24 protein-coding genes and 2 pseudogenes are annotated in these 22,997 nt (G+C 49.3%); 18 read left to right on the top strand and 8 right to left on the bottom strand.

The genetic code is table 11. The annotated features are described in order from the left end of the window. Window positions 1-74: 74 nt before the first annotated feature. The 3 genes from B5F34_RS12935 to B5F34_RS12925 all read left to right on the top strand — a co-directional run bounded on the left by B5F34_RS12935 (window position 75) and on the right by B5F34_RS12925 (window position 2,374). A complete protein-coding gene (locus tag B5F34_RS12935; RefSeq protein WP_087339754.1) occupies window positions 75-251 on the top strand; it encodes a histone H1 in 177 nt (58 codons plus the stop codon). A gap of 87 nt (window positions 252-338) precedes the next feature. Then, complete coding sequence (locus B5F34_RS12930) at window positions 339-1,601, top strand: putative DNA modification/repair radical SAM protein (protein ID WP_087339750.1); 1,263 nt, start codon at window positions 339-341, stop codon at window positions 1,599-1,601. Continuing rightward, window positions 1,598-2,374 (top strand): TIGR03915 family putative DNA repair protein, encoded by a 777-nt coding sequence (locus tag B5F34_RS12925; protein WP_087339747.1) that lies wholly within the window; start codon window positions 1,598-1,600, stop codon window positions 2,372-2,374. Before B5F34_RS12930 ends, B5F34_RS12925 begins: the two co-directional genes overlap by 4 nt. A gap of 254 nt (window positions 2,375-2,628) precedes the next feature. Here B5F34_RS12925 and B5F34_RS12920 read toward each other — a convergent pair whose 3' ends face one another. The 6 genes from B5F34_RS12920 to B5F34_RS12895 all read right to left on the bottom strand — a co-directional run bounded on the left by B5F34_RS12920 (window position 2,629) and on the right by B5F34_RS12895 (window position 5,792). Next, window positions 2,629-3,141 carry a GNAT family N-acetyltransferase gene (locus tag B5F34_RS12920; RefSeq protein WP_087339743.1) on the bottom strand — a complete coding sequence of 171 codons (513 nt, stop codon included), beginning with the start codon at window positions 3,139-3,141 and terminating at the stop codon, window positions 2,629-2,631. 162 nt (window positions 3,142-3,303) lie between these two features. Next, the gene (locus B5F34_RS12915) at window positions 3,304-3,552 is read right to left on the bottom strand and encodes a DUF2442 domain-containing protein (protein WP_087339740.1); all 249 of its coding nucleotides are present in this window, start codon (window positions 3,550-3,552) and stop codon (window positions 3,304-3,306) included. Between the two features lie 10 nt (window positions 3,553-3,562). Beyond that, window positions 3,563-3,820, bottom strand: a complete 258-nt coding sequence (locus tag B5F34_RS12910; protein ID WP_087339737.1) for a DUF4160 domain-containing protein — start codon at window positions 3,818-3,820, stop codon at window positions 3,563-3,565. Window positions 3,821-3,932: 112 nt separating this feature from the next. Further along, window positions 3,933-4,469 (bottom strand): flavodoxin, encoded by a 537-nt coding sequence (locus B5F34_RS12905; protein ID WP_087339734.1) that lies wholly within the window; start codon window positions 4,467-4,469, stop codon window positions 3,933-3,935. 27 nt (window positions 4,470-4,496) lie between these two features. After that, window positions 4,497-5,150, bottom strand: coding sequence for a carboxymuconolactone decarboxylase family protein (locus tag B5F34_RS12900; RefSeq protein ID WP_087339731.1), 654 nt, complete (start codon window positions 5,148-5,150; stop codon window positions 4,497-4,499). Between the two features lie 195 nt (window positions 5,151-5,345). Continuing rightward, window positions 5,346-5,792 carry an aldo/keto reductase gene (locus B5F34_RS12895; protein WP_239448954.1) on the bottom strand — a complete coding sequence of 149 codons (447 nt, stop codon included), beginning with the start codon at window positions 5,790-5,792 and terminating at the stop codon, window positions 5,346-5,348. Between B5F34_RS12895 and B5F34_RS12890 the strand changes: the two are divergent. The 7 genes and pseudogenes from B5F34_RS12890 to B5F34_RS17920 form a co-directional block, all read left to right on the top strand. Beyond that, window positions 5,770-6,045: pseudogene (locus B5F34_RS12890) on the top strand (AraC family transcriptional regulator); the annotation flags it as partial. The gene B5F34_RS12895 and the pseudogene B5F34_RS12890 sit on opposite strands and share 23 nt — an antisense overlap. A gap of 578 nt (window positions 6,046-6,623) precedes the next feature. Next, window positions 6,624-7,304: a zinc ribbon domain-containing protein gene (locus B5F34_RS12885; RefSeq protein ID WP_087339726.1), complete on the top strand. Its 681-nt coding sequence runs from the start codon at window positions 6,624-6,626 to the stop codon at window positions 7,302-7,304. Window positions 7,305-7,309: 5 nt separating this feature from the next. Then, window positions 7,310-7,654, top strand: coding sequence for a DUF3795 domain-containing protein (locus tag B5F34_RS12880; RefSeq protein WP_087339723.1), 345 nt, complete (start codon window positions 7,310-7,312; stop codon window positions 7,652-7,654). A 2-nt stretch (window positions 7,655-7,656) separates the two neighbouring features. Beyond that, entirely contained in the window at window positions 7,657-8,280 is a 624-nt protein-coding gene (locus B5F34_RS12875) for a DJ-1/PfpI family protein (RefSeq protein WP_087339721.1), read from the top strand. 27 nt (window positions 8,281-8,307) lie between these two features. Further along, a complete protein-coding gene (locus B5F34_RS12870; protein WP_087339720.1) occupies window positions 8,308-8,736 on the top strand; it encodes a hypothetical protein in 429 nt (142 codons plus the stop codon). Window positions 8,737-8,856: 120 nt separating this feature from the next. Beyond that, on the top strand, window positions 8,857-9,063 hold the full coding sequence (locus tag B5F34_RS17925; RefSeq protein WP_239448951.1) for a transposase: 207 nt from the start codon (window positions 8,857-8,859) through the stop codon (window positions 9,061-9,063). Between the two features lie 25 nt (window positions 9,064-9,088). Further along, window positions 9,089-9,531 (top strand): annotated as a pseudogene (locus tag B5F34_RS17920) (transposase); the annotation flags it as partial. Window positions 9,532-9,702: 171 nt separating this feature from the next. On the opposite strand, the gene B5F34_RS12860 reads toward B5F34_RS17920, so the two are convergent. Next, window positions 9,703-11,136, bottom strand: coding sequence for an ATP-binding protein (locus tag B5F34_RS12860; RefSeq protein ID WP_087339717.1), 1,434 nt, complete (start codon window positions 11,134-11,136; stop codon window positions 9,703-9,705). A 293-nt stretch (window positions 11,137-11,429) separates the two neighbouring features. On the opposite strand from B5F34_RS12860, the gene B5F34_RS12855 reads away from it, so the two are divergent. Continuing rightward, window positions 11,430-12,173 (top strand): alpha/beta hydrolase, encoded by a 744-nt coding sequence (locus B5F34_RS12855; protein WP_204245608.1) that lies wholly within the window; start codon window positions 11,430-11,432, stop codon window positions 12,171-12,173. A 41-nt stretch (window positions 12,174-12,214) separates the two neighbouring features. Here B5F34_RS12855 and B5F34_RS12850 read toward each other — a convergent pair whose 3' ends face one another. Then, a complete protein-coding gene (locus tag B5F34_RS12850) occupies window positions 12,215-12,628 on the bottom strand; it encodes a secondary thiamine-phosphate synthase enzyme YjbQ (protein ID WP_087339792.1) in 414 nt (137 codons plus the stop codon). Between the two features lie 134 nt (window positions 12,629-12,762). Here B5F34_RS12850 and pheS point away from each other — a divergent pair, with 134 nt between their 5' ends. The 7 genes from pheS to ilvD all read left to right on the top strand — a co-directional run bounded on the left by pheS (window position 12,763) and on the right by ilvD (window position 22,996). Further along, the gene (gene pheS, locus B5F34_RS12845; protein ID WP_087339713.1) at window positions 12,763-13,797 is read left to right on the top strand and encodes a phenylalanine--tRNA ligase subunit alpha; all 1,035 of its coding nucleotides are present in this window, start codon (window positions 12,763-12,765) and stop codon (window positions 13,795-13,797) included. Window positions 13,798-13,917: 120 nt separating this feature from the next. Beyond that, window positions 13,918-15,114, top strand: coding sequence for an MFS transporter (locus B5F34_RS12840; protein WP_087339710.1), 1,197 nt, complete (start codon window positions 13,918-13,920; stop codon window positions 15,112-15,114). After that, window positions 15,111-15,788 (top strand): endonuclease III, encoded by a 678-nt coding sequence (gene nth, locus B5F34_RS12835; protein WP_087339709.1) that lies wholly within the window; start codon window positions 15,111-15,113, stop codon window positions 15,786-15,788. Before B5F34_RS12840 ends, nth begins: the two co-directional genes overlap by 4 nt. Window positions 15,789-15,884: 96 nt before the next feature. Continuing rightward, window positions 15,885-17,141, top strand: coding sequence for a phosphoglycerate kinase (locus tag B5F34_RS12830; RefSeq protein WP_087339706.1), 1,257 nt, complete (start codon window positions 15,885-15,887; stop codon window positions 17,139-17,141). A gap of 74 nt (window positions 17,142-17,215) precedes the next feature. Next, entirely contained in the window at window positions 17,216-18,259 is a 1,044-nt protein-coding gene (locus B5F34_RS12825; RefSeq protein WP_087339703.1) for a porin, read from the top strand. 67 nt (window positions 18,260-18,326) lie between these two features. Then, window positions 18,327-20,525, top strand: coding sequence for a tetratricopeptide repeat protein (locus B5F34_RS12820; RefSeq protein WP_087339700.1), 2,199 nt, complete (start codon window positions 18,327-18,329; stop codon window positions 20,523-20,525). A 668-nt stretch (window positions 20,526-21,193) separates the two neighbouring features. Continuing rightward, the gene (gene ilvD / locus B5F34_RS12815) at window positions 21,194-22,996 is read left to right on the top strand and encodes a dihydroxy-acid dehydratase (protein ID WP_087339697.1); all 1,803 of its coding nucleotides are present in this window, start codon (window positions 21,194-21,196) and stop codon (window positions 22,994-22,996) included. Window position 22,997: the final 1 nt, after the last annotated feature.

Below are 22,997 nucleotides of genomic sequence, written 5' to 3'. Positions count from 1 at the left end.
ATCCTTTTTCTGCATTTATTTCAAGAAACGCTGTATTTTTGCCTTGCATTATAAATGAAGTAATACAAAAGATTATGAAAGAACTGATTGAAAAGGTTGCAGCATTGTATGCTGAATTTGAAAAGGACGCTAAAGCCCAGTTGGAAAACGGCAACAAAGCTGCCGGTACACGTGCACGCAAGAATTCGCTGGAAATTGAAAAAACAATGAAAGAATTCCGCAAGGCTTCGCTGGAGGCGTCGAAACAGTAAAACCAGACATAGCTCTGATTCGTATGCAAAAAGACTACCCGCGGGGTGGTCTTTTTTTGTCACAGCCACTTATTCCATCTGCATCCCATGAACGAGAATGTACTGAACAAACTGAAAATACTGGCAGAATCAGCCAAATATGATGTATCATGCTCCTCAAGCGGCACCGTACGCGCAAACAAGGCCGGCATGGTGGGCAACACCGTAGGAGGATGGGGCATCTGCCACAGCTTTGCCGATGACGGACGCTGCATCTCGCTGCTCAAGGTAATGCTGACCAATCATTGCATTTATGACTGTGCCTATTGCATCAACCGCCGCACCAACGACATCCCGCGTGCCACCCTGTCGGTTAGCGAACTGGTGGAACTGACCATGGAATTCTACCGGCGCAACTACATCGAAGGCCTTTTCCTGAGCAGCGGTGTGGTGCGCAATCCCGATTACACCATGGAACGCCTGGTACGGGTGGCTAAAGACCTGCGCACGGTACACCGCTTCAACGGATACATTCATCTCAAAAGCATTCCCGGAGCCAGTCGCGAACTGGTGAATGAAGCCGGCCTTTATGCCGACCGACTGAGCGTGAATATCGAAATTCCGACCGAAAAGAACCTGAAACTGCTGGCTCCTGAGAAAGATCACGAAAGCGTGTTCTCGCCCATGCGCTACATACAGCAGGGCGTGACGGCCAGTGCCGAAGAACGCCGACGCTTCCGGCACGCTCCGCGTTTTGCCCCTGCCGGACAAAGCACCCAGATGATTGTAGGCGCTACATCGGAAAGCGACCAAGACATCCTGCGACTCTCATCGGCGCTTTACCGCCGCCAGTCCATGCGACGCGTCTACTATTCCGGATACATTTCTGTCAATACATACGACCCGCGGCTGCCCGCCTTGAAACAGCCGCCTTTAGTGAGAGAAAACCGCCTCTATCAGGCTGACTGGCTGATGCGCTTTTACCATTTCACGGTAGACGAGATTGTGGACGATACCCACCCCAACCTCAGTTTGGACTTCGACCCCAAGCTGACGTGGGCATTGCGCCACCCGGAAGTGTTTCCCATTGATGTGAACACTGCCGACTACGAACTACTGTTGCGCGTGCCGGGCATCGGTGTCAAGTCGGCACGCCTCATTGTTGCCTCACGCCGTTTCTCACGCTTGGGTTTCTTTCAGCTGAAACAGATGGGCATCGTAATGAAAAAAGCACGGTATTTCATCACTTGCCGCGAATTGCCCGAACAGACTATCCACGAACTCACTCCCCAAGGCATCGCCCGCCTGCTGGCTCCCAAAACCAGGAAGAAGACGGACGATCGCCAGCTAAACCTGGATTTTTCGGAATGAAAGTATTTATCTTCGACCATACCTTAGAGGGATTGTTGACTGCCGTGTTCGAGGCTTACAACCGCCGCACGTTCCCCGACCTCCTGTTGCCCGACGGGGCGCCGCTTCCCCTGTTTTATGAGGAAACGCTGGACATAACGACCGATGAAGAAAAGGCCACCCGCGTGTGGACAGGGCTATCGCGCAAACTCTCTGCCTTTGCCCTGCAATGCGTGGCACGCTGCTGGCTGGCCGAAGAAGAAGAGACACCCCTGGTCATGTTCCGGTTTATTTGCAAGGTTTTCGACTCGCCAGTCCGCATTGAAACCAACCAGGCCGATCCCGATGTGCATGCTTTTACACAAATGTGGCGACGGGTAGAAGGAGAACGCACACGTCTCATGCAATTCATCCGCTTCCAGAAAGCGGCCGACGGCACATACTTTGCAGCTGTAGAACCCGAGAAAAATGCCTTGCCGCTTATTGTACCCCATTTCCGTGACCGCTTTTCCGACCAGCGATGGCTCATCTGGGACATAGGACGCACCTATGGCTTCTACTACAACGGACATGACGAAGTGCAACGCGTGACTATCGACAATGCCGGCAACCTCCCCCACCTCACCAGCGGCCGATTGGACGAATCGCTTATGGCACCCGACGAAGCTCTTTTTCAGTCGCTCTGGAAAACTTATTTCCAGTCTATCTGCATCCGCGAACGAATCAATCCCCGCAAACAACGCCAAGACATGCCGGTGCGTTATTGGAAATATCTGACGGAGAAACAAAACTGACAGGATAGCAGAAAAGCCTGTTAAATAAATGTGCAAAATTAAATGATACTAAACACAGAGGCACGGAGACACAGAGTTTTTGTTTTCTTACCCGTAGCTCACAAAGTTAATTTTCCTTCTCTCGTATGCGGCGAAGCCGCGAACTCTGTGCCCTCCCGTCATTTTTACTGACAGACAGTTACAGAACTTTGTGTCTCTGTGCCTCTGTGTTTGATATAAACTAATTCTGATTGATTACTTATATCCGAGGATGCCTATAATGCATATTCTTTCAACAACTCGAAGCAATGGCAGTCCAGGAACTGTCCATTTTTGAAGCAAGCTTTATGCTGAATACCTGTTTTCCGGAAACCTGCCTTTTCCAATGCCCGCATGGAGGCAAAATTGCCGGCATAAACCTTAGCAAAAATCCGCACGACATCGGTTTGGCTGAAATAATCGCTGACAGCTTGACGCAAAGCCTGCGTCATCATCCCTTTATTCCAATAAGGTTCGGCAATCCAATAACCTATTTCCGCATTGAAGCGTTCCACGTCTGTACCTCTGTCGAAACAGATGTTTCCGGCAGCTTCCGCATTTATTTCAATGCAATAATTGCTTTGCACGTCTTGAGACTTGATGTATTGTATGAATGAGGCTGCATCCTTTTCAGTATAAGGATAAGGCAAACTGTCCCGGCAGTTGTCCCAAATCTTTTTATTGTTGAGGTATTTTGCCAAAGCAGAAGCATCTGATTCCTGCCATTGGCGAAGGATAAACGGAATCATATTCTTATGTTTTTTGCGAAGATAGGGGAAATCAGGGAGCGGGGCAAGAATATTGTCTTATAATTACTGATACCATTCGCACCTTCTACATAAAAAAACGCCTGTCTGGCGTGTATGGTTCTACACGCCGTACAAGCGGATGAGCGAAAAACCGGAATGGCGTTAGGCGGGAGTGCCGTGTTCGTAGAGGTACTCTGGGGCAAAGCCGATTTCGTTGTTCCAGTCGATGGTGAATGGGTCGATGGTGAACCGTTTGAAATAGTCCAGGTCTTTTAGTTTCCGGCAGATGCCTTTAGTCAATTCGCCCGAAAAGTCAAACAGCTTTTCCACACCATTGTTGAACCAAATGTGGAGCGTGTAACCCTGTACATACTCGGCTTTTGTTACAGTAAGCAGTTCGTTGGTTTCCATAAGGCTATTTTTATTCTAATGGTTTAATACTTAAGGGAGCTTCCCGATTGCAGAGGCGTTCCCAGTTGTTCATCAGTTCTCCTTTGTGCAAGTCGAGCCATTCGTACACCAAATTCAGTGCCCGGCGCGGCATACACCCTGTCACGATGCCACTTTCAATGGTAATGCTGGCTTTGTAACCTTGGTACTCTACATGGAAATGCGGTGGATTGTGCTCGTTGATATACATGTAGATGATAATCCCATAGAATTTGCTTATTTGCGGCATATCAATCTTGTTTTATTGATTCAGTATGCAAAATTAGCAAAAATAGGCAAGAAAGCAAGCCCCCAAACAAAAAAATCCCCCGCCGTCGCACGTTGGCGGCAGGGGAAGCTCTTTACTTGACCAGCTTAATCTCTTTCAGCCACTCTGTGATGCCTTCGGTATTCCGGTCCACGGCTCCGAAGCCTTTCAGGTGACGGGCGTCGGGTGTGAGTTCGGCAATCTTGGCAAGCGTCTCGTCGCGGTAGGTCGAGGCGTAGGTGCAGAAGGGGACAACCGTCTTGCCTTTGAAGTCGTAGCTCTCGGCAAAGGTGTTGATAATCATCGGGGCGGTCCACCACCACACGGGACAACCGATGAACACCGTGTCGTAGCTGTCCCAGTCCGCTACCTTGTTCTTGATGGCAGGTCGGGCATTCTTCTCTTTCTCTGCCTTTGCCACTTCGGTACAGGGCGTGTATTCCGTGGGATACGGCTTGACCGGTTCGATGCGGAAGAGGGTTCCACCGGTCTGTTGGGCGATGTATTCGGCTACGTGCTGCGTGTTGCCGCTCCAACTGAAGTAAGCCACGAGGATTTTTCTGTCTTGGGCAAACGCGCCCGCTGTGCACATTACGATGAGCGTGAGGAGTGCAAAGATTCTTGTTTTCATTGTTCGGAAATATTTATTGGTTAGTTATTAATTACCGGTAGCGATGGCAGTCATCTGGCGAAGCTGATTCTCCGTAATGCCCTGCCGCAGGCAGATGGCAGAGTGCGACCGCAACATCGGTTCGACTCCTTCTCCCAAGACAGCGAGGATGGACACGGTGGCAAGCTCGCGCTCCTGCCACGTCAGCAGGTCGCGTTCGAAGATGTCGCAGAACAGGTGCTCCTTCAGGTATTGCTCGATGATAGGGGCAAAGGCGGCATATCCCATCTTGGGAGCATCCTTCGGCGCACCGCTCAGCTTTTCGAGCAGCTCCGCGCCACGGGTGTACTTGTCGCGGCTGTCTCCGACGGGCGATGCGTCACGTCCCATGAGGTCGGTGATGCCCTGCGCCTTGCGCTCGTCCAATACTTGCATGAAGGTTTGCAGGGCGCGAAGGCTGCGGGGAAAGCCGCAATAGGCATAGGCGTGTACCAATACTTCTTTCACCTCGTTCACCGTCATGCCGTTGTCCAACCCATGGGCGAGGGCTGTCTTGAGGTTTTCCAAATCGCCTGTGGCAGTGTTGGCGGCAATGGCTACGATGCTCTGCTGGCGGGTGCTCAGCGTGTCTGCCTGCTGCGCCCGGAGGTTTCCACACACGGCGAACAGCAGGAGAGTCAGGGATAAAATCGTTGTTCTCATAAATCAATCTGTCATTAAATTGGTTTTGATGCAAAATTACGGCAGATACCCTTGTCCGTCCATACACAGATTACAGATTGATATACCCATATCAACGAATGATGAAATGCAGAGTCCGTCGTTTAAACATTCCTCTTTAAGATTTATAGCCAGCCTCTTTGAGCCTCTTTCCGCTCTCTTTTCCCGGCAGATGTACTACCGTGGCTCCGTTTCATATTTTTTGCTTTTTACAGGTGAACCGCTGAACACGTCGCTCATGTGCATCGCATCAAGGGCAGCGTCTATATCCTTTATTTCTTCGGCGGAGAGACGGATGTCTGCCGCCCCGATGTTCTCTTTCAGCCTGCACAATTTACGGGTGCCGGGAATAGGGACTATCCACGGCTTCTTGCATAGCATCCAGGCAAGGGAGATTTGCGCAGGCGTGGCATGTTTCTGCTCTGCCAATTCATCAAGAAGGGTGAATAGAGCCTTGTTCTGCCCAAAACTTTCCTTCTGGAACTGGGGCATGGAAGCGCGGTAATCGTTGGCTGCATCGAAACGGTCGTTTTCCGTATAATACCCGGAAAGCAGACCGTTGGCAAGCGGGGAGAATGCCACGAAGCCAATGCCCAGTTCTTCGAGCACGGGAAAAATCATCATCGACTTCTTCGATTTCCATTCCCATCTGTATGGAGTAGACAATATCCCGCTGCAAAGCGCCACCATCATGAGCCGCTTCCTCAATATGCTGGAGAACGGGACATACCGCGAACACCGCGAAGTGAACTGGTACGCCGACAAGTCGCTGACCTTCGTCCGCATTTCCGACATGTTCGGTTTCTCATCGCCTGCTTATTTCAGCCGTTACGTGCAGCAGCATCTGGGAGTAAGCCCGACGGAGTATAGGGGGTGATGTGCTTTTCCTTGGTAAGGAAGATTGGCGTTTTTTTCATGACAACAATGAAGGGATTTAAACTTTCCCCTCAACAGATTATCGCATAACATACTGATATTCAACTTGCTGTTTCGTCTATATAACGAGCTTGCTGCTTATCGCTTGGAAGTGGGCTGCCCAGCGCTTGGCAACCTTCTCTGAAAGGGTTATCAGAAAAGCTGCCAGGTACACGGTGTACTCGTGCTGCGCATAAAAAGTTTAAATCACTCCAATAATAAATACGACCATAACGATAAAAAACAGCCTGTTTTTCGTATCTTTGCCGATGGTTAGAGGTTACTCTTTCCGTACATAATATTATAGAATAAAAAAGTAGAAGCGTTGTGCTTATCTCGAAGTCGGGAACGTAGGAAATTCAAGACTTATTCAGAGAGACGGCAGAGTGGTTCTCACGCTATAGCGTGGGCTGCTATTACCATATCCTGAATAAAGGTTTTCCTACGACCTCCGACTTAGATATGGTAGCATTGCAGTTCCACGATCTCGCATTTTATAACCGCCTATTAAGGGACTGACAGGCATCGAATAGGATATATATGGAACAACAATTTTGTCAAAGTTGCGGCATGCCCCTGACCGATGAGAACAGAGGAACCCATGCCGATGGAAGCCGTAGCGAGGATTATTGCATGTATTGTTACAAGAACGGCGCGTTTACCCAGGATTTCACGATGGGGCAAATGATTGAGTTCTGCCTGCAATTCTTAGACCAATGGAATGCACAGGCTGGATGTAACCTAACTCCCATACAGGCCAAAGAACAAATGCTTCAATACTTCCCGCGCCTGAAACGGTGGAAAGAAAAAGACGAACGGACACTGACGGAAAAAGCAACCCATTTGCTTGCCCAATGCGAAAACGTGACGGTCGCTTCCATAGATGCCAACGGTTATCCTCGACCTGTGCAGATGTCCAAGATTGGAGCAAAGGGTTTTCATGAGGTGTGGATGGCGACAAGTGCCGATTCTGTAAAGGTCAATGATTTTAAGGCGAACAACAAGGCGGGTCTTTGCTATGACCATTACGGAGACGGGGTTGCCCTACGCGGAACGGTAGAGGTTATCACGGACGATGCCATCCGCAAGGAAATGTGGCAAGACTGGTTTGCCTATCATTTCCCCGGCGGACCAAGCGATCCGAATTATGTGCTTCTTCACTTCGTCGGTAAGGAAGCCACTTTCTGGATTAACGGCGAATTTTCTCACTCCAACATCTGATATTTATGAAACCTGTCGTACCCGATACTCAAAGCATCGCCGCTTGCGGTCTTTATTGCGGAGCTTGCCGCAAGTTCTTGACAGGGAAATGCCCCGGATGCAAATGCAATGAAAAGGCGACCTGGTGTAAAATCCGTTCGTGTTGTCAAGAAAACAAGTTCAATACCTGCGCCGAATGTCCGCATGATGTAAAGGAATGCAAGGTGTTTTCCAATTGGATAGGCAAGGTGTTCGCCTTTCTGTTCAATTCCGACCGTGCCGCCTGCATCCGTTACATCAAAGAACATGGCGAACAGGCTTTTGCCAAAGAAATGACCCAACGTAAATGTCAGACCATCAAAAGAAAATAAATATGAAGAACGAGGTATTATATCTGTTGTTAAACAATTATGCCGATCATGAGCCTGCGTTTTTGGCATCGGCTATAGCATGTGACGAATATAGTATAAAAGAGAATCCCAAATACATCAACAAAGTCGTAGCGCCCACGTTAGATGCTGTGCGTTCATGCAGTGGTTTCCGTACTTTGCCCGATTATTCTTTTGATACGATGCCCGATGACTATGCCACATTGGTGCTAATTGGAGGTTTTGGTTGGCTTGACGAACAAGAAGCGGATAAAGTTGTACCTATCGTTCGCCATGCCATAGAGAAAGGAATTATAGTAGGAGCCATCTGCAATGCGGCTTCTTTTCTCGCCAAACACGGTTTCTTGAATGCAGTCAAACATACAGGAAACGGTTTGGAACAATTGCGGTTATGGGGCGGAGACAACTATACCAACGCAAAAGGTTATGTGAACGAGCAGGCCGTATCTGACAATCGTATCGTAACGGCAAACGGCACCGGTCACTTGGAATTTGCCAAAGAGTTGTTGTTATTGCTGGAGAACAATATTCCGGAGCAAGTTGAAATGTTCTATCGTTTTAATAAACTGGGGTTTGTGGAAATGATGCGTGAGATGCAGCAAAAATAATAGTTATGGCTTGTAAATCTGAATCATATGGCACTATCGGATTGGTTCAAAGGGTTTGAGAAAGGCATAGCCCGACTCTCGCCGGAGCAGCGGAGTGCTCTCTTTTCGGAATGTGGCAAGAACTGCGTGGACGGCGGCACACTATCCATTTATAGGAAACTCTATGAGGATGCTGAAGGGGACATGGATGTCTTCTTTCAGCTGGCGAATGGATTACCGGGAGTAAAAGGCGAGGTCGTAGAGAAAGGCAAAGTCTATTACCTTATCTTCCTGGAATGTACTTGCCATTTGTGCAAGAAAGGCTATGTCACAACGCCTATGCTCTGTGAATGTTCCCGTCAGAGTGTCCTCTACTCTTTGCAAAGCCTTTGGAAAGGGCGGGATTTTCAGGTGAAACTCTGCCATTCCATTTTGCAAGGCGAACCGGATTGCAAGATGAGGATTGAAGTAGTATAAGAGTACAAGAACTTGTGGATATGTGAAGCGTGTCCGTGCTTTGTATAACCAACCGCAAAAATGTAGTCATTTGCTGTAATTCGTGTAATAGGCGGCACAAGAAAGATTAATTTCACCCAAATGGGCAGTTACTCGGACAGCTCGGAACAACGCTTCCGGCAGTTGTTCGAACGTGAGTTTAACTGGATGCAGTTCAATCTCTTTCTTATGCGGCAGCGATTTAGAGAAAGCGTTAGAAAAGCCATTGCCATAGACGCAAGTTACATTTCAAAGTCGGGAAAGAAGACTCCTTATATCAGCAAGTTCTGGTCGGGACTGGTATCTTGACGTACTCCGCAAATACAAGGACAAGTTGCTTCGCATAACACGTTATGTCGTTGCAGACGCCTGGTTTTCGAAGGCGAAGTTCGTGGGTGAAGCCTGCCTGCTGGGATTCCATGTCATCAGCCGCCTGCGTGATGATGCCGCCTTGTGGTATTCACATGACGGTGTCCGCACAGGCAAGCGTGGACGGCCGCGTATCAAAGGCGAGAAGATTGATTTTGAGAAACTCGACCTTCAGCGTTGCGAGATTCTCGACATTGAAGAAGGAAGGGCTTACTCAGTCAAGGCATATTCAAAGGCAATGAAACGCAACATCAAAGTCGTGGTCCATTATCCGGAATCGGGAGGACATAAAATCATTTCTCCACCGACCTTGACATGGCGGCCAAAGACATCATCGAATACTACCGTACACGATTCCAGATTGAATTTTGTTTTCGGGATTCCAAGCAGTTTACCGGACTCAATGATTGTCAGGCAAGGGACTTGAGGAAACTTGACTTCGGCTTTCAATGCTTCACTGGCAAAGGCTTTGTCTCTGCTTCCAATCTTTCTATGGCTTTGTCCGTGGCAAGACGCGATCTTGATTCCGTATTTTATGGAATACAGAAAGCAATAAGGGAATTGGAACAGTAAAACTGCTCATGCTTGAAAAAGGTCGTCCATAGTAACTTCGCTATGGACGATGCTTTTATGTTTTCCACCCACGACGCCATAAGTTGTTACAAAAGTGATTACAAGCGATTTCTTGTTTTTTGTCGCCATCCGAAACAGTCCCATCCGCTCCCTCAGCTTCATCTCATAGCTGTCAGTTATGCCATATTGGTCCGTGCTGAATTTCATTTCGCACAGGTGGATAATCCTGTCTGCCCGCTCAATTATCATGTCAATCTGAAAACCGGGTATCCCTTTTTCCGTGTCGGCTTTGCTCCGCCATGTGGATATGGAAGTTCCCACTCCTGCTATTCCGAGTGCGCCTTTTATCTGTTTATGATGGCCCAGACATACCAATTCAAAACTCAGCCCCATCCATGCGGATACACTGCGTGCCCCCATGTTGTTACTCCACCATCTGTCATCCTTGGTGTTGTTGGATTCAATAAACTTGTAATAGAACAGCGTGTAGAAATCCGTAAGCCTGAATATGTTGTTACGGACTTTGCTGCCATATTGTGACAGCCGTGTTATGAAGTCACAACGCTCCAGATTCTTCAATATCTTGCTGAGGAATGCTCCTTCCAGGCCGGTGGCCTTGACTATATCTTCCCTTGTCATCCCCGACTTGTTCTCTGACAGCAGCCTGACTACTGACACATAAGTATCTGCATTCGTAAAAAGAGCATTGTAAAGTTCATCGAACTCCATTTTCAACTGTGCCCCCTCGAAGAAAAACAGCCTGTCTATATTCTGCGCAAGGCTGTCTGCCGTATTCAGAAGACTCAGATAGAAAGGTACACCTCCGAATATCATATAGCATTGTAATATCTGATACCGATCCCATTGGCAGTTCCTCTGCCGCAGATATTCTTCCGTCTCGTGAAGGTTGAACGGGGACAGATGCAGATTACAGGTAACCCTTGCATGAAGACCGCCTTGGTTCCCCTCTATCTTGTCTGCCATCCATGATGTCGCCGAACCAGTAGCAATGAGCACGATGTCTGTGCGCCTGTTGCACCAGCCGTTCCAGAAATTCTCCAATGCGCTGACGAAGTTTGATCGTTGTGTATCCATCCACGGCATTTCATCAATAAAAATAACCTTCTTTCTGTCAGAGGGCAATGTCTCAAGATAATCTTCAAGTGCATTGAAAGCATCATACCATGTTTCCGCTTTCGATTGGCGTTTCTTGGACTGCCGCTGGAGTGCACGCATGAAGTTCTGTATCTGGACTGTCGCAGGGGTCTTGTGCTCTCCTACAAATGTGAAATCGTATTTATACTTGAAGAATTTATCTATAAGATATGTCTTGCCGATACGGCGACGACCACTTATGATGACAAGTTCCGAACGGTCTGAATCCAGACACCTCTGCAATTCTTCACATTCTCTTTTCCGTGAAATCAGTTTGTCCTGCATGATACTTCAATTTTTAGCAAAGGTACTAAATCCGCCTGTGTCAGCCAAACTTTTAAAGTACAAGTTTATACTTTATTTATTAAAATAGTCAAGATAAAGTATAAACTCATACCGCTTTCAATTCTCGAGATACTACTTTATCTGAATTTCATTATCAAATAAAGTATAAACTCACAAGTCGGTCAAATAAGGGAATTATGACATGATCTTTCTTTCCTATTGGCTATGCATCATGTTCAGCTTGCTGAATTGTGTGGCACGAGGGTTACTGGAGCGGCGAGACCTTAGAAGATTTGCGCTTAGTTTGGTACAACTACATCGACCCGGACAAGACCGTCGAAATCTGCAATTACCTGAAAGCGCACGCCGACAGCGTATTCATCGACACCTATACGGAAGCCGAGAAGCAGGCCGACCCGCAGAAGCGCAACACGGGACTGTTCTTCTTCCGCGGGAATCCGGGTGCCCCCTTTGCCGTCTGCAACGCCGGTGGTGCGTTCGCATACGTCGGAGCCATGCATGACAGCTTTCCCCATGCCCTCGAACTGTCCAAACTTGGGTACAATGCCTTTGCGCTCATCTACCGTCCGGACGATGCCTACGAAGACCTTGCCCAAGCCATCACTTACATCCATGACCATGCCGACGAGTTGGGCGTAAGCGCTTCCGGCTATTCCCTGTGGGGAGGTTCGGCAGGGGCACGCATGGCGGCGGTGCTCGGTAATGCGGACTACCTCCTCCAACTGACCGGACGCGAAGATATACCGCAAGCCTCGGCTGTCATCATGCAATATACGGGCTATAGCACGGTTAGTCCGCAAGACGCAGCAACCTACGCCTGTGTCGGCACCAGCGACGGCATCGCCCCATGGCGCACCATGCAACGGCGGTTGCAAAGCCTCTCTGCCCTCGGCATCCCGACCGAATTTCATGCTTACGACAGGCTTCCTCACGGCTTTGGGCTGGGCACGGGGACGGTGGCAGAAGGATGGCTGACGGATGCTGTCCGCTTTTTGGAAAAAACCGATGATAGATAAGGTCAGACTTCATCCTACATCAAGTCCGACCTCATCTTTATTTACCCATATACCGTAGCCACCACCTTCCTCTCTCCACCTTCCTGGCGGAACTCGCAAAGATAAATGCCCTGCCAGGTGCCAAGATTCAAACGGCCACCTGTAATAGGAATGGTCAGGCTGACACCCAAGAGCGAGCATTTAGCGTGGGCAGGCATATCGTCAGGTCCCTCCAACGTATGGTCATAAAACGGTTCGTTCTCTCTGACAAGACAGTTCATGACTTTCTCCAAATCGCCGCGCACGTCAGGGTCGGCATTCTCATTGATAGAAAGCGCACAGGAGGTGTGCTGCACAAAAAGGTTAAGCAGTCCGGTCTGGGGCAAAGGTTTCGGAAGATGTTCCAGAATCTCATGTGTCACCAGGTGAAATCCCCGCCGCCTGGCAGACAATAGAAAAGTGGTTTGCTGAATCATAGTCTTTTTCAAGTTTAAAGGCGCAAACATACGGATTATTTTCAAATAAAACATTTCACGCTTCCTATAAATAAGAAGAAAGTAGTATCTTTGCACCGCTTAGACATAAATACAGAAAATAAAAATACCAGGATATGTTAGAAAAAATAGAACAACTTCTACAAGAAGTAGAAAACCTGCAAGCCTCCAACGCCGATGAACTGGAGGCACTCCGCATCAAATACCTCAGCAAAAAAGGAGCTATCAATGACCTGATGGCCGACTTCCGCAACGTGCCTGCCGAAAGCAAGAAAGAAGTGGGCATGCGGCTGAACGAACTGAAGAACAAGGCACAGGAGAAAATAGCTGCCCTCAAGGAGCAGTTCGCTTGCCAAGACACAGGACTGGACGAATTGGACCTGACGCGCACGGCCTATCCCATCGGACTGGGCACACGGCATCCGCTGAGCATCGTGAAGAATGAAATCATCGACATCTTTGCCCGCATGGGATTCAACATTGCCGACGGTCCCGAAGTAGAAGACGACCTGCACGTATATACGAAGCTGAACTTTGCCGCCGACCATCCGGCACGTGACATGCAGGACACGTTCTTCATCAACGTCAATCCGGGCGATGTGACCAAGAACATCATTCTGCGCTCACACACCAGCAGCGTGCAGGTGCGCACCATGGAACACGCACAGCCGCCCATCCGCATCATTTGCCCGGGCCGCGTCTACCGCAACGAAGCCATCAGTTACCGCGCACACTGCTTCTTCCACCAGGTGGAAGGACTGTACATCGACAAGGGGGTATCGTTCACCGACCTGAAACAGGTACTGCTGCTCTTCGCGCAGGAAATGTTCGGCAGTGACACGAAGATTCGTCTGCGCCCGTCTTACTTCCCCTTCACGGAACCAAGCGCCGAAATGGACATCAGCTGCAACATCTGCGGCGGCAAGGGATGCCCTTTCTGCAAACACACGGGCTGGGTGGAAATCTTGGGTTGCGGCATGGTGGACCCCAACGTACTGGATGCCTGCGGCATTGACAGCAAGGTGTACAGCGGCTATGCGCTGGGCATGGGCATCGAACGCATCACCAACCTGAAGTATCAGGTGAAAGACCTGCGCATGTTCTCAGAAAACGACACGCGCTTCCTCCGCGAGTTTGAAGCGGCATACTGATTTAATTAATAATTGAGAATTGAGAATAAAGAAATAAGTACGAAGGAAGCGTGCCACATGCAGCAGTTATGTTTCCTCCTCTCTCTTATTTTTTAATTCTCAATTCTCAATTCTCAATTTATGAAAGACAAGCTTATCACCCCCAGTTACTGCTTCATACTGGCAGCCAATTTTCTGCTTTACTTCGGATTCTGGCTGATGATGCCGGTACTGCCTTTCTACCTGGCCGAAGAGTTCCAGGCAGACAAGACAACCATCGGTATTGTCCTTTCATGCTATACCATTGCTGCCTTGTGCATCCGACCCTTTTCGGGCTACCTGCTCGATACTTTCGCACGCAAGCCGCTGTATCTGACAGCTTATTTCGTCTTCACTGCCATTTTCGGCGGATACCTCGTGGCAAGCACCCTGACTTTGTTCATCTTGTTCCGCATCATCCACGGCTTGTCGTTCGGCACTGTCACGGTAGGTGGAAACACCATCGTCATCGACATTATGCCGTCTTCGCGCCGCGGTGAAGGTTTAGGTTATTACGGACTGGCCAACAATACTGCCATGTCCATCGGACCAATGGTAGGCTTGTTCATGCACGATGCCTCCGTGGGCTATCCCATCATCTTCTGCACCTCCATGTTCTCTTGTCTGCTGGGTATGCTTTGTGCCTGGCTGGTGAAGACCCCTTACAAACCTCCCGTAAAGCGTGACCCCATCTCGCTGGACCGTTTCATCCTTCTGAAAGGACTTCCGGCCGGACTGAGCCTTCTGCTGCTTTCTATTCCCTATGGCATGACCACCAACTATGTGGCCATGTATGCACAACAAATCGGCATGGACGTATCTACGGGATTCTTCTTCACCTTCATGGCGGTAGGCATGGCAGTGTCACGTCTGTTCTCCGGACGGCTGGTAGACCACGGGAAAATCACACAGGTCATCGGTGCGGGGCTTTATCTGGTCATTGCCAGTTTTTTCCTGCTGGCTGACTGTGTCTATCTCATCCAATGGGACGCCACGGTGTGCAGCATCCTGTTTTTCGGCATAGCACTGATGCTGGGCGTAGGTTTCGGCATTATGTTTCCTGCCTACAACACGCTGTTTGTCAACCTGGCCCCTAACAAACAGCGCGGCACTGCCACCTCTACCTATCTGACTTCGTGGGATGTAGGCATCGGAATCGGCATGTTGGCAGGAGGATACATAGCCGAAATCAGCAGTTTCGACAAGGCTTACCTGTTCGGTGCGTGTCTCACCATCGTATCCACCTGCTATTTTCACCTGAAAGTATCGCCCCACTATCATAAAAACAAAATGCGATGAGAAAAAAAGAAAGATATGAAAATATTCTGGCGTGGTTTCGTGAGAACGTACCTATAGCCGAAACCGAATTACATTACGAGAATCACTTTCAGTTACTGATAGCGGTTATTCTGTCGGCACAATGTACCGACAAACGGGTGAACCAGATTACCCCTGCCCTCTACCGCGACTACCCCACTCCCGAAGCGCTGGCTGCCAGTTCGCCGGAAACAGTATATGAATATATTAAAAGCGTATCCTACCCCAACAACAAGGCCAAACATCTGGTAGGCATGGCACGTATGTTGATGGAAGACTTTGGTGGAGAAGTGCCCGACCGCATGGAAGACCTGCTCAAACTGCCTGGCGTGGGGCGAAAAACAGCCAACGTCATCCAGTCGGTCGCTTTCAACAAGGCGGCCATGGCGGTAGATACCCACGTGTTCCGCGTCAGCCACCGTTTAGGACTGGTATCTGACCAATGCACCACGCCGTTCAGTGTAGAAAAAGAACTGGTAAAACATATTCCGGAAGCCGATATTCCCATCGCTCACCACTGGCTCATCCTGCATGGCAGATACGTGTGCCAGGCCCGTTCACCGAAATGTGACAGCTGCGGACTCCGTCTGTGGTGCCAATATTACGGCCAAAAGTATAAAGTTCATAAAGATAGCAAGGAAGCCGCAAAGAAATAAGAGTTTTTTATATTGAAAAAAAGAAATAAATGCTAACTTTGCGGCAATGAAAAGAGAAACATCATAATAACACTTTTAATTTAAAAATATAAGGTTATGACAATTGATCAATTCAACTTTGCCGGTAAAAAGGCATTTGTCCGCGTAGACTTCAATGTGCCTCTGGACGAGAACTTCAACATCACAGATGACACTCGTATGCGTGCTGCACTGCCCACGCTGAAGAAAATCCTGGCCGATGGCGGCAGCATCATCATCGGTTCTCACCTCGGCCGTCCGAAAGGCGTAACCGACAAGTTCTCTCTGAAACATATCCTGAAGCACCTGAGCGAACTGCTGGGCGTTGAAGTACAATTCGCCAACGACTGCATGGGTGAAGAAGCTGCTGTTAAGGCTGCAGCCCTGAAACCGGGCGAAGTGTTGCTGCTGGAAAACCTCCGCTTCTATGCTGAGGAAGAAGGTAAGCCCCGTGGTCTGGCAGACGATGCTACCGACGAAGAAAAGGCTGCTGCCAAGAAAGCTGTAAAGGAAAGCCAGAAAGAGTTCACTAAAAAGCTGGCTTCGTATGCCGACTGCTACGTGAACGATGCCTTTGGTACTGCTCACCGTGCACATGCTTCTACGGCTCTCATCGCCAAATATTTCGACAAAGACCACAAGATGTTCGGCTACCTGATGGAAAAAGAAGTGAAAGCTGTCGACAAGGTGCTGAACGACATCCATCGTCCGTTCACTGCTATCATGGGCGGTTCGAAAGTTTCTTCTAAGATTGAAATCATCGAAAACCTGCTGAACAAGGTGGACAACCTGATTATTGCCGGTGGTATGACCTATACTTTCACAAAGGCCATGGGTGGCAAGATCGGTCTCTCTATCTGCGAAGACGACAAGCTGGATTTGGCTATCGACATCATGAAGAAAGCTAAAGAGAAAGGAGTAAACTTGGTATTGGCCGTTGATGCCAAAGTGGCAGACTCTTTCTCGAACGATGCCAACACCAAGTTCTGCGACGTAAACGATATTCCCGATGGTTGGGAAGGCCTCGACATAGGTCCGAAGACAGAAGAGCTCTTTGCCAATGTTATCAAAAACTCTAAAACTATTCTGTGGAACGGTCCGACGGGCGTATTTGAGTTCGAGAACTTCACGCATGGTTCACGCGCAGTGGCAGAGGCAATCGTCGAAGCTACCAAGAACGGAGCTTTCTCGCTGGTAGGCGGCGGTGACTCTGTAGCTTGCATCAACAAGTTTGGCCTGGCCAAGGAAGTATCTTACGTATCTACGGGCGGCGGTGCATTGCTCGAAGCTATCGAAGGCAAAGTCCTGCCGGGAATCGCAGCAATCAACGAATAATCACCCACATCATTTAACCCAAAGGCAATCTGGCGAAAACGCGCAGATTGCCTTTGTTTTTGCACAGTTATCTCATGAAGAAAATACTGATTTCTCTCCTGCTGCTCTTAGCTGTGACGAGCTGGGGTTCGGCGCAGGAAACCGACAAAAAAGAATCAAACTTAAACAAAGTAGTCAACACACTGAAGGAAAGACTGACCATCGAGGGATACACCCAACTGGCTTACAGTTATGACGATTCGGGCGATGCAAAAGCCAATACATTTGAAATAAAACGGGCCATCCTCATGGTACGGGGAAAAGTAACCGACCGCTGGACTGCTTATTTCATGTATAACTTTGCCAACACCGGTAAGATTCTGGAAGCTTATACCGAATATAACTTCCTGCCGGAGCTGACAGTACGCCTGGGACAGTTCAAAACCATGTTCACTTTCGAGAACCCCATGTCCCCCTGCAACGTAGAATTGATAAACATCTATTCGCAAGCAACAAATTATCTGGTAGGTTACGACAGCAGCGACCCGCTTTATGGCTCCAATGCAGGCCGAGACTTAGGACTGATGATATACGGCGATCTCTTCGGAAATCTGTTCAACTACAAGCTGGCAGTCATGAACGGACAAGGCATCAACAAAAAAGACGGTAACAACCAAAAAGACATTGTTGGCTCATTGATTGCCAATCCCACCCGATGGCTGTCTGTAGGCGGTACATTCGTCAAAGGTAAAGGATGCGCCGTAGCCACCTCTGCCGCCAACCCGAACATTGCCGTAGGCGAGAACTACACGCGCAACCGCTGGTCGGCTGGTGCCATGCTCAAGTTCAAGCCCATTGACATACGCACGGAGTTTCTGCACGGCAAGGACGGCAAAGTGCGAAGCAACGGCTATTACCTGACCCTCTCTGCCCACATCTTGCCACGGATAGACTTCATTGCCTCTTACGACTATTTCAACCGAAATACCAAGATGGACTTGCAGAACACCAACTACGTTGCAGGTCTGCAATGGTGGTTCTACCCCAAATGCCGCCTGCAACTGCAATATACACGCCGCGACCCCAAACACGGCGAAGGCTCCAACCTGCTACAGACACAGGTGCAGGTCCGCTTCTAAAAAACGCAAGCAGCCCGTGGCACACTTCTTGCAGGCAGAACTATCTTAATTTAACAACCGTTATCCTATGAATGACTTATCTATCAATGAACAATATGACAGCATAGTCCAACTGTTGCAACAAAGACGGTTAAAAGAAGCTCAGGTCCAGACTGAATCCCTGCTGACAGCAGGGGCTGACTGGACTTTGGGCAATCGGTTGGAACAAAACAAGACGTCCTACCAATATATGCTGCAATATATGCGACAAGGATTGAACGACCCTCAGCGACAGACACTCTATCTGCAGTTGGGAGCCGACCTGTGGGAGATTGCCGACCAAGCAAGGATTGCCGCCTTAGATAAAACTTCTGCCTACTACTACCACGAACTCCGCAGGAACAGGGCGTACATGAGTTCACCGGCTCCCACGCTGGAAGACAGGCTGCATACATTAGAAGATTTAGCCGACGACATGGCATTGGGAAAACTGCTCCCTCAAGACGGACAGATACCAGACGGACTGCTGAGAAAACACGAAGAAGCCAACCGCCTATTGTTTCTCTCCACCTGGAGTAACAGTGCGTGGAATGCCATAGACAAACAACAGGCGGCAGCTTTCCTTACTTCGGAACTATTGCCGGAAAATGACTTGTGTCTTTTGGTCAGCGCTGTAACCATGAGTCTGCTGGAGTGCTTTGATGCAGCCAAATGCCTATGGATGCTGGAAGCTGCCAGACACCGCAAAACCAGTGTCGAGCAGCGGGCACTGACCGGACTGGTGCTGGTCCTGTTGCGCCACGGCAACCGGATTTCGTTATATTACCCGCAACTGACAGAAACCTTCCAACTCTATCAGGAAGAATATAACCTGAAGAAACAGCTGAACCGAATCTGCCTCCAGTTGCTACGCAGCCGCGATACCGAAAAGATTGACCGGAAAATGCGTGAGGAAATCATACCGGAGGTGATGAAAAACGTAGATTTCCTGCGCAAAATGAAATTTGAAAGCGACGAACCGGAAGAGAATGACTGGAACCCGGACTGGACCAACGCTTTCGAAAAAAATGGCTTGGGAGATAAGATACGAGAAATTAACGAATTGCAGATGGCCGGTTCCGATGTTTACATGAGTACGTTTTCCATGCTGAAAGGATTTCCTTTCTTCAATGAAATATCCAACTGGTTCCTGCCCTTCGACCGTCATCACTCTACCATTATCCAGAGCCTGAAAAACCTGCCCGAATCGGACAAGGCTGCCAGTCTGATATTAGATGCCGGCCTCTTCTGCGACAGCGACAAGTATTCAATGGCTTTCACACTGGCCCAGCTGCCCAAAGGACAACGCGGACTGATGATGCAACAATTTAACAACAGAGGCTTAGAAGAAATAATAGACGAACAGCAATTCGGCCATATCCGCCAACACGCCGCCCGACCGGAGATTATAAGCAACCAATATATACACGACCTTTACCGCTTCTTCAAACTGTTCCGGCGTAAGAATGAATTCAAGGATCCGTTCCGGGAAGATATGAACCCTTATCATAACCCCATACTCCGGACACTGATGACAACAGCGGAAGACATACAGCCTATAGCCGACTACTTCTTCCAAAACAATTATTTGGAAGAAGCCCTTGAACTGTATCGCGAACAGGCCAGCGTGGAAGGTACGCCGGATATTTACCAGAAAATAGGCTACTGCCTGCAAAAAGGGAAACGTTATCGCGAAGCCATCGAATCCTACCAGACAGCAGATGCCCTATATCCGAACCAGGCATGGACCCTCAGACATTTAGGCACTTGCCACCGAATGCTGAAAGATTATAGCGCTGCCTTGGAATATTATCAGAAAGCAGATGCCCTGCAGCCGGACAATTACCACATTCTGTTTCATATTGGTACCTGCTTAGCCGGAATGGAAAGGTATGACGAAGCTTTGCAGTACTTTTTCCGCCTCGACCTGATGAAAGATGACAAAAACCTGAAAATTTGGCGGGCCATCGGCTGGTGCTCACTCTTGTGCGGACGCTGGGGACAGGCCGCCAAGTATTATGCCCGCATCCCTGAAAAGGAACGGACAGCCGATGACTGGCTAAATGCCGGACACGTCGCCTGGGTATCGGGAGACGTTACCTCGGCCACAGACTATTACCGGCAATCTGCAGCCTTATATGGCAACCATGCAACTTTCAGGGAAGCTTTTGAAAAAGACAGCAGCACGCTTGTTTTTCTGGGCATTCCTTCCGACGAAATACCACTGATGAAAGACTTAGTCATTTAAGGGCAAGCTACTTTCAGACTCTTTCTTCTACACTATCTCCCTCTGCAGAAGAATTCAAGACCACAAAACCTCCTACTCGCCACCGGAGGTTCTGTGGTCTTGTTGTACTGCAATCTACCCAAAAGGAAGAAAGACTTATTTCTTCGCCTATACCCCCGAAAGGGTGACTTCACAAGCACTTGTACCGCACATTTCCAACACCTTACTTCTTATATATAACCAGCCTGCTTCATATATATGGGCAGTCTGCTTCCAAGCTGTCAGCACCGGTTCTGTTCTATACATCCCGCCGGAAGAGGCAGCAGCAATCCCTCTTTCCTTTCCTCCGGTGTCATTCTAAACTATCAATTATCAACTATCAGACATGCTCTTTTTACGAACAATCACTTTTTTGCCACTTTTTTCTTCAAATTGTTTGCAATTTCTAAAAAACAATTTACCTTTGCAGCGTTATACGAAACAAGAACAACAAATGAAATAAAAGAATTATATGACGAACCTATCTGTTTATACCAACCTGGCAGTCCTGCATATTATTCGCGTCGTCGTGATTACCCCGAGAGCGTGAGAAAGGTTTGTGTATGTACATCCGTTCGTTCTGACAGATAATAATCGAAGCCTTTCTTACACCGTGGGAAAGGCTTTTTTCATGAAAGGAACCGAAGAGTATGAAACATCAGTTACGAAGCTCGGTATGCACCGAGGGAAGACGCATGGCCGGAGCACGCGCCTTGTGGGCAGCGGCAGGCATGAAACCCGAACAGGCCGGACAACCCGTCATTGCCGTGGTCAATTCGTTCACGCAATTCGTGCCCGGACACGTCCACCTGCACGAAATAGGACAGTACGTGAAACGGGAAATTGAAAAGTTAGGATGCTTTGCCGCCGAATTCAATACCATTGCCATCGACGACGGCATCGCCATGGGACACGACGGCATGCTCTACTCCCTGCCCTCGCGCGACCTCATAGCCGACAGCGTGGAATATATGGTAAATGCACACAAGGCCGATGCCATGGTGTGCATCAGTAACTGCGACAAAATCACGCCGGGCATGCTCATGGCTGCCATGAGGCTGAATATACCTACCATATTCGTTTCTGGCGGCCCCATGGAAGCAGGACAATGGAACGGACAGAAACTCGACCTCATTGATGCCATGATACAAGCGGCCGACCCCAGCGTAAGCGATGCCGACGTGGCACAGATAGAATGCCGGGCCTGCCCCACCTGCGGATGCTGCTCGGGCATGTTTACTGCCAATTCGATGAACTGCCTGAACGAAGCAATCGGCCTGGCCCTGCCCGGCAACGGTACCATAGTGGCCACACACCGCAACCGGCGCAAACTGTTCAAGGAAGCTGCCCGGCGCATCGTAGAAAACGCTCAACGTTACTATCGGGAAGGAGACGAAAGCGTATTGCCCCGAAGCATCGCTACCCGGCAAGCATTCCTCAATGCCATGACACTGGACATTGCCATGGGAGGCTCTACCAATACCGTATTGCACCTGCTGGCCATTGCCCACGAAGCAGAGGTGAATTTCAGCATGGACGACATAGACGCCTTGTCGCGCCGCACACCTTGTCTCTGCAAAGTGGCTCCCAACACACAGAAATACCACATAGAAGACGTGAACCGCGCAGGAGGAATCATGGCCATCATGGATGAACTGGCACGCGGAGGGCTGGTAGATACTTCGGTACGACGCGTAGACGGCATGACGCTTGCCGAAGCCATCGACCGTTTCAGCCTGCGCAGCCCCAACGTATGCCGTAAGGCATTGAAGCGGTATGCTTCTGCTCCCGCCGGCAGGCCTTGTCTGGAGATGGGCAGACAGGAAGCTTACTACAAAGAAATGGACACCGACCGCTCCACGGGATGTATACGCGATTTGCAACATGCCTACAGCAAAGACGGAGGACTGGCCGTGCTGAAAGGAAATATCGCCCAAGACGGCTGCGTGGTAAAAACTGCCGGTGTAGACGAAAGCATCTGGAAGTTCAGCGGACCGGCTCGTGTGTATGACTCGCAGGAAGAGGCTTGCCGGGGCATCTTGGAAGGAGAGGTACAGAGCGGCGATGTAGTGGTCATCACCCACGAAGGGCCCAAAGGCGGACCGGGCATGCAGGAAATGCTCTACCCCACCTCGTACCTCAAATCGCGGCACCTGGGTAAAGAATGTGCCCTCATCACCGACGGACGTTTCAGCGGGGGCACCTCCGGACTGAGCATCGGACATATCTCTCCCGAAGCAGCCGCAGGAGGCAACATCGGAAAGATTGTAGACGGAGACATCATCGAAATAGACATTCCCCGACGAAGCATCAACGTGAAGCTGACCAACCAAGAACTGGAAGCAAGAACGCAACGCCCACTCAAACGAGAACGTGAAGTGTCCAAGGCTCTCAGGGCTTATGCTACCTTAGTGAGCTCGGCAGATAAGGGAGGAGTAAGAATCGTAGAATAGC

Source organism: Mediterranea sp. An20, from assembly GCF_002160055.1.
GTDB lineage: Bacteria > Bacteroidota > Bacteroidia > Bacteroidales > Bacteroidaceae > Bacteroides > Bacteroides avicola.
The sequence above is the reverse complement of the archived record's forward strand: the minus strand, read 5'-3'. Positions and strand labels throughout refer to the sequence as shown.